The 6,215-nt window shown below is 29.0% G+C and carries 9 protein-coding genes; 6 read left to right on the top strand and 3 right to left on the bottom strand.

Annotation, left to right across the window (positions count from 1 at the left end):
* Positions 1–49 precede the first annotated feature (49 nt).
* The gene (ung, locus tag U9R42_00505) at positions 50–754 is read right to left on the bottom strand and encodes a uracil-DNA glycosylase (GenBank protein MEA3494499.1); all 705 of its coding nucleotides are present in this window, start codon (positions 752–754) and stop codon (positions 50–52) included.
* Positions 754–1,752 carry a DNA polymerase III subunit delta gene (gene holA / locus U9R42_00500; GenBank protein ID MEA3494498.1) on the bottom strand — a complete coding sequence of 333 codons (999 nt, stop codon included), beginning with the start codon at positions 1,750–1,752 and terminating at the stop codon, positions 754–756. Before holA ends, ung begins: the two co-directional genes overlap by 1 nt.
* Before the next feature lie 44 nt (positions 1,753–1,796).
* Between holA and U9R42_00495 the strand changes: the two genes are divergently transcribed.
* Entirely contained in the window at positions 1,797–2,243 is a 447-nt protein-coding gene (locus U9R42_00495; protein MEA3494497.1) for a type I restriction enzyme HsdR N-terminal domain-containing protein, read from the top strand.
* A gap of 39 nt (positions 2,244–2,282) precedes the next feature.
* Here U9R42_00495 and U9R42_00490 read toward each other — a convergent pair whose 3' ends face one another.
* Positions 2,283–2,660 (bottom strand): IPExxxVDY family protein, encoded by a 378-nt coding sequence (locus U9R42_00490; protein ID MEA3494496.1) that lies wholly within the window; start codon positions 2,658–2,660, stop codon positions 2,283–2,285.
* 148 nt (positions 2,661–2,808) lie between these two features.
* On the opposite strand from U9R42_00490, the gene U9R42_00485 reads away from it, so the two are divergent.
* Genes U9R42_00485 through U9R42_00465 form a run of 5 tightly spaced genes read left to right on the top strand, consistent with a single transcriptional unit; the run spans position 2,809 to position 6,161 of the window.
* A complete protein-coding gene (locus U9R42_00485; GenBank protein ID MEA3494495.1) occupies positions 2,809–3,045 on the top strand; it encodes an acyl carrier protein in 237 nt (78 codons plus the stop codon).
* A gap of 14 nt (positions 3,046–3,059) precedes the next feature.
* The gene (fabF, locus tag U9R42_00480; protein MEA3494494.1) at positions 3,060–4,316 is read left to right on the top strand and encodes a beta-ketoacyl-ACP synthase II; all 1,257 of its coding nucleotides are present in this window, start codon (positions 3,060–3,062) and stop codon (positions 4,314–4,316) included.
* 26 nt (positions 4,317–4,342) lie between these two features.
* A complete protein-coding gene (gene rnc / locus U9R42_00475) occupies positions 4,343–5,032 on the top strand; it encodes a ribonuclease III (protein ID MEA3494493.1) in 690 nt (229 codons plus the stop codon).
* 14 nt (positions 5,033–5,046) lie between these two features.
* Positions 5,047–5,646: a nicotinamide riboside transporter PnuC gene (gene pnuC, locus U9R42_00470; GenBank protein ID MEA3494492.1), complete on the top strand. Its 600-nt coding sequence runs from the start codon at positions 5,047–5,049 to the stop codon at positions 5,644–5,646.
* Complete coding sequence (locus tag U9R42_00465; GenBank protein ID MEA3494491.1) at positions 5,643–6,161, top strand: ATP-binding protein; 519 nt, start codon at positions 5,643–5,645, stop codon at positions 6,159–6,161. Before pnuC ends, U9R42_00465 begins: the two co-directional genes overlap by 4 nt.
* The last annotated feature ends 54 nt before the right edge of the window (positions 6,162–6,215 follow it).

The raw sequence follows: 6,215 nt of genomic DNA, 5'->3' as shown, positions 1-6,215 counted from the left end.
TCTGTGGCTCTAATTTTTTTTTACCCACACAAATCAACATAGAAGCTAATTATAACTGCCAATCAATAGGCTTTTTATTAATACTTTTTAAAATTTCATTTGTAGTAGAAAAATGCCGACATCCGAAAAAACCGTTATTTGCAGAAAATGGCGATGGATGAGTAGCTTTAAGAATAAAATGCTTTTTATCGTCTATCAATTCTGATTTTGTTTGTGCAAATCTGCCCCAAAGTAAAAATACTATTCCTTCTTTTTCATTGGATATTGTTTTTATTACTGCATCTGTAAATTTTCCCCAGCCAATATCTTTATGGGAATTTGCCTGATTGCCTCTTACGGTAAGCACTGCGTTCAATAAAAGTACTCCTTGCTCCGACCACTTTAATAGTTCACCATGATTTGGAATTGAAAATCCTATGTCAGTTTTTAGCTCTTTAAAGATATTTACAAGACTTGGTGGTGGTTTAATTCCTTTTTTAACTGAAAAACAAAGCCCATGAGCTTGATTTTCGCCATGATAAGGATCCTGCCCGATAATTACTGTTTTTAAATTTTCAGGAGATCTGTGATTAAAAGCAGAGAAAATATTTTCATATTCGGGGTAAACTATTTGATTTTCTGATTTTTCTTTTTCTAAAAATTCTAAAATCCTAAAAAAATAATCTGAATTCAATTCTTTATTGAGAAGTTTTTTCCATTTTTCATTTAATGGAGGAATATCTATTCTTCTATTTTCTGAACTAGAAATGGTCATTAGATGTAGAGAATTTTAAACAACATTTCTTTTATAAGCTCAGTCTCTTCAACACTTTTAGAACCAATACCTTTTGATTTCAAATCAAAATCCTGAATAATCGCTAAAACTTTTTCAATTTTTCCACGATAGTTTCTAATTCCCGTTTGATATTCTCTAAACAGAAAAGAACGAATACCCATAGATAAAGCTGCTGATTCAAAATTGGAGGAATACTGCAAAATGAGAAGTTTGCTAAAATACGCAAAAAGAACACCTGTAAGCATATAAATCGGGTTTGACTTTGGATTTGATTTTATATAATTAATAATAAGTACAAGGCGTTTGTGATTTTTTAAAGTCAATGCTTTTTGTATCTCAAAAACATTGTAATCCTTACTTATACCTATATTTCTTTGGATGTCATTTAAGTTAATAGTTTTTTCATTCTTTTTAATCAGGAATAATTTATCAAGCTCGTTAGCTACTTTGCTCAAGTTTAGACCAAGATATTCGCCTATCAGCATTGTAGCCCTTTCATCTATTTTAAATTTATTTAACTTGACATAATTTTCTATCCATGCCGGCAACTGATTATCATAAATTGGTTGCCCTTCAAAATAACAAACATATTTTGAAAGACTTTTATAAAGTGTTTTTCGCTTATCAAGTTTCTTATTTTTGTAACAAATTACCAGTATTGAAGATTTATTTGGCTTTTTAAAATAACTTTCCAATTTCTCAATGTCATCTAAATACTGTGCTTCTTTAACAATTATCACATTATATTCTGCCATCAAAGGATATCTCAAAGCACTTTCACGAATAGTGCCTATGTTTGTTTCTTTACCATAAACAATTGTTTGATTAAAATCTCTTTCGCTTTTTTCAAGAATATTGTTAGCAATGTAATCACTTATAAAATCAATGTAATATGCTTCCATTCCGGCAAGAATATATACAGGATAATATTTTTTGTTTTTAATGCCTTCAATAACTTTCTTATAATCGGTTATCATTTCTTAATTTTATCATTTAAAATAAAGTGTAAAATTAACGATAAATGCTCAATCTTAACTTGCCAAAATATAAATATTTGTTAAAAAATGAAAATGGCAAACTATATATTTATGATAATATTAGAAAAATGGATGTTGTATTAACACCAGAAGAATGGGTACGTCAACATTTTGTAAACTATCTTATCAACTTCAAAAAATATCCTAAAAGCATGATAAGTTTAGAAAGCGGAATGAAATATAATAAACTATTAAAAAGAACAGATATAATTGTTTATTCTCGAAAATCTATACCATTAATATTAATAGAGTGCAAAGCTCCAAGCATAAGTATAAATAAAAAGACATTATTTCAATTAGGCACATACAATTCAAAAATAAAATCTGAATACCTTGTTGTTACAAATGGAATGGTAAGCTATTGTTGGAAAAAACAGGAAAACAACTACAAAAGATTAGACGAACTACCTGAATATTCTTCAATTAATTGATTGAATACCTTTTATACCAATGTGAAAACAGAATTAGTATTACACATAAAGAATATCCGAAAAGAAATTGAAAACTTTTTCATCAACAATTTTTAAAGAAGTAAGAATAATGTTTATGGATGAAATCTCCTTTTCAAAATCCCTTTTGTCAAGTTCGTTATCATTAGTTATATATAACCAGTAATTAATTTTTTTAAATTTAGGAAATATTCGAGATATTGGAGATCTATTTTCAATAAGAAAAAAATGATAATCTTCTTTTTGAGCATAAAAATATGGCAATTCAAAAGATGTTTTTTTATGAGTTATTTCAACAGATTTACCTAGTTTACTTAAGTTAATATCCAGTTTTTTGTTTAAAAAGTACGAAAGTCTGTAGTTTTTTTCAAAACAAACAATGCCTAAAAGTCTTTGCATAATTGAGTTTTTCAGTTTTAACAATAATTTTCTTAACCAGATTCTTTATTAATCATTTATGAATTATTAGTTTTGTGGCGAATTTTAATGTTAAGATAAAAGTTAAAATTACAAAATTATTTTAGAAACCAATTAAAAAATTTTAAATATGTCTGAAACAGAAGGAAAAGTAAAAGAAATTATTGTTGAAAAATTAGGTGTTGATGAGAGTGAAGTAACTCCTGAAGCAAGTTTTACAAATGATTTAGGTGCAGATTCACTTGACACTGTAGAACTAATTATGGAATTTGAAAAAGAATTTAACGTATCAATTCCTGATGATCAAGCAGAGAAGATTGGAACTGTGGGTGAAGCAATAAAATATCTTGAAGCAGAAGTAAAATAATTCAAAATAAAATTATGAATTATAGAAGAGTAGTAGTTACTGGTATTGGTCTAATAACACCATTAGGCCATACCATTGACGAATTTTGGAAAAATCTTGAAAGTGGTTTTAGCTCTGCTGATAATATTACAAGATTTGATGCAGAAAAATTCAAAACTCAATTTGCATGTGAAGTTAAAAACTTTAATCCAAAAGATTATTTGGATAGAAAAGAGCTAAGGAAATCAGATCTTTTTTCTCAATATGCAATGGTAAGTGCTGATAATGCTATTAAAGATAGCGGATTAGACCTTGAAAAAATTGATAAAGAAAGAGCAGGAGTTATCTGGGCATCAGGAATTGGTGGAATAACGGCATTGCAAGAAGAGATATCAAATTTTGCAAAAGGTGATGGAACCCCAAGATTTAGTCCTTTTTTTATTCCCAAGATGATAATTGATCTTGCAGCAGGTAATATTTCTATTAAATATGGATTTCACGGTGTAAATTTCGCAACAGTTTCAGCTTGTGCGTCATCATCAAATGCTATTGGCTCAGCCTACGAATATATAAGATATGGTAGAGTAGATGTTATGGTTGCAGGTGGCTCGGAAGCATCAATTAGTCCTATTGCCGTTGGTGGTTTTAATTCAATGAAAGCCATGTCTGTTAGAAATGATGATCCTAAAACAGCATCAAGACCTTTTGATAGAGATCGTGATGGTTTTGTGATAGGAGAAGGTGGTGTTGGTTTTATTCTTGAAGAATATGAACATGCCAAAAAGCGTGGAGCTACTATTTATGCAGAAATTGCAGGTAGTGGTTATTCTGCTGATGGATATCATATTACAGCTCCACATCCCGAAGGATTAGGTGCAAGTTTGGTTATGAAAAATGTGCTTAAAGATGCTGAAATTAATCCTGAAAAAATTGATTATATCAATGTTCATGGCACTGCAACTCCTCGTGGAGATATAAGTGAAACCATAGCTATTAAAGATGTTTTTGCTGATAATGCATATAAATTGAATATCAGTTCTACAAAATCTATGCATGGTCATTTACTTGGTGCGGCAGGTGCTATTGAAGGATTAGTATGTATTTTGGCAATGAGAAACAATATTGTTCCTCCAACTATAAATCAATTTAATCGTGATCCTGAAATTGATTCTAAATTGAATCTTACAAAGAATGATGCTCAACAACGTGAGATAAATTATGCATTGAGTAACACTTTTGGTTTTGGTGGACATAATGTTTCATTACTTTATAAAAAGTTAGAAGCTAAGTAAACTTGTCTAAAAGGATTTTTAAAAGATTGTTTGTTAAAGACAATGAATCTATTTCATTGTTTCATAAAAGTTTTGGTTTTAAACCAAACGATATTGAAATTCTTAATCAAGCTTTTAAACATAAATCTTTAGCAAATAAAGTGAATAATGAACGCCTTGAATTTCTTGGCGATTCTGTTTTATCAACGGTTGTTGCCGAACATATTTGCAAAACTTATCCTGATGGAGATGAGGGATTTTTGTCAAAACTGCGTTCCAAAATCGTTAATCGTGAATCTTTAAATAAAATCTCTTTTGAAATAGGGCTAGACAAGTTTCTTGTTTATGACAAGAAATCTAAACTTTCAGTTAAAAATTCTCCCGATATTTTTGGAAACGCATTTGAAGCATTTATTGGGGCTATTTATCTTGATAAAGGTTTTTACTTTGTTAAAAAATATATCTTAGAAGAAATTATTAAAAAATATATTAATCTTGAAACAGTAATAAATACTGAGATTAATTACAAAGGCAGATTGATAGAAATAGTTCAAAAAGAGAATTTAGCGATTGAATTTAAGACAGAAGAAACACGAGATGATGAAGTTCCCTTTTATTTTACCAAAATTTTTATTGATGGCAAAGAATGTGGAATAGGAAACGGTTTCAAAAAAATTAAATCCGAGCAGGAAGCTGCCGAAAATGCTTACCTGAATTTGAAAAAAAGAAACGAATAATTCAATTTTTTATAATGAATGCTGTTGTTGATTGGGTGAGTACTAATTATATTGAGCTAATTGCTGCATCACTTGGATTAATTGCAATTTCTTTACAAATAAAACAAAATATTTGGTATTGGCTTGTAAGCATTGTAATGGTAAGTTTATACATTTATGTTTACATACAAGCAAAGCTATATGCAGATATGTCTTTACAGATATATTTTCTTGTAATTAGTTTTTATGGCTGGTACTACTGGCTTTATGGCAATAAAAAAAACAAGAAAAAGGAAGCTACTGTAAGCAAAATAAACAAAAAATCTTATATAATTATTTCGTTAATTGCTATTGTTTTTTTTTGGGGAATTGCATGGATATTAAAAAGTTATACAGATTCTGATATCCCCTATTGGGATTCGTTTACTACTACTTTAAGTTTTATTGCCACTTGGATGCTGGCACGAAAATATATAGAAAATTGGTTAGTTTGGATAGTTGCTGATTTTGTTTCAATCGGTATTTATATTTATAAAGGATTATATCCTACAACAGTTTTATTTATAGTTCTAACGATACTTGCTTTTGTTGGATATTCTCATTGGTTAAAAGATTTAAAAAACCAAAAAAATTGATTAAACGTATTGCCATAACAGGTCCTGAATCCACAGGTAAATCAACACTTTCTGAGAAAGTTGCCAAGCATTTTAAAACAATTTGGGTACCTGAATATGCAAGGAATTATGTTGGCAGTTTAAATCGTCCATATAATTTTAATGATGTTGAAAAGATTGCAAAAATTCAACTTCAACAAGAGGATGCTTTATTAAAAAAAACCAATAGAATTATTTTTACAGACACAGAATTAATCGTCATAAAAATTTGGATGGAATACAAGTTCAACACAGTTCCCGAATGGGTTGAAAAGGAAATATCCAACAGAAAATATGACTTATATCTTTTATGTGATATTGACCTAGAATGGAAATATGACCCTCAAAGGGAACATCCTCATAAAAGAGAATATTTTTTCAACTACTTTAAAAAAGAATTGGAAAACAGGGGTTTTAATTATAAAATAATATCAGGAAATTCACAACAAAGAATGAAAACTGCTACTAATGCAGTGGAAAAGTTGTTGAATGAATAAAAATTTATGGTTCTATGTTGATTTGAGTGGGTAAAAAAAAATTAAAGCCACAGA

The organism is Bacteroidota bacterium (assembly GCA_034723125.1).
In the GTDB taxonomy this organism is placed as follows: domain Bacteria; phylum Bacteroidota; class Bacteroidia; order CAILMK01; family JAAYUY01; genus JAYEOP01.
The sequence above is the reverse complement of the archived record's forward strand: the minus strand, read 5'-3'. Positions and strand labels throughout refer to the sequence as shown.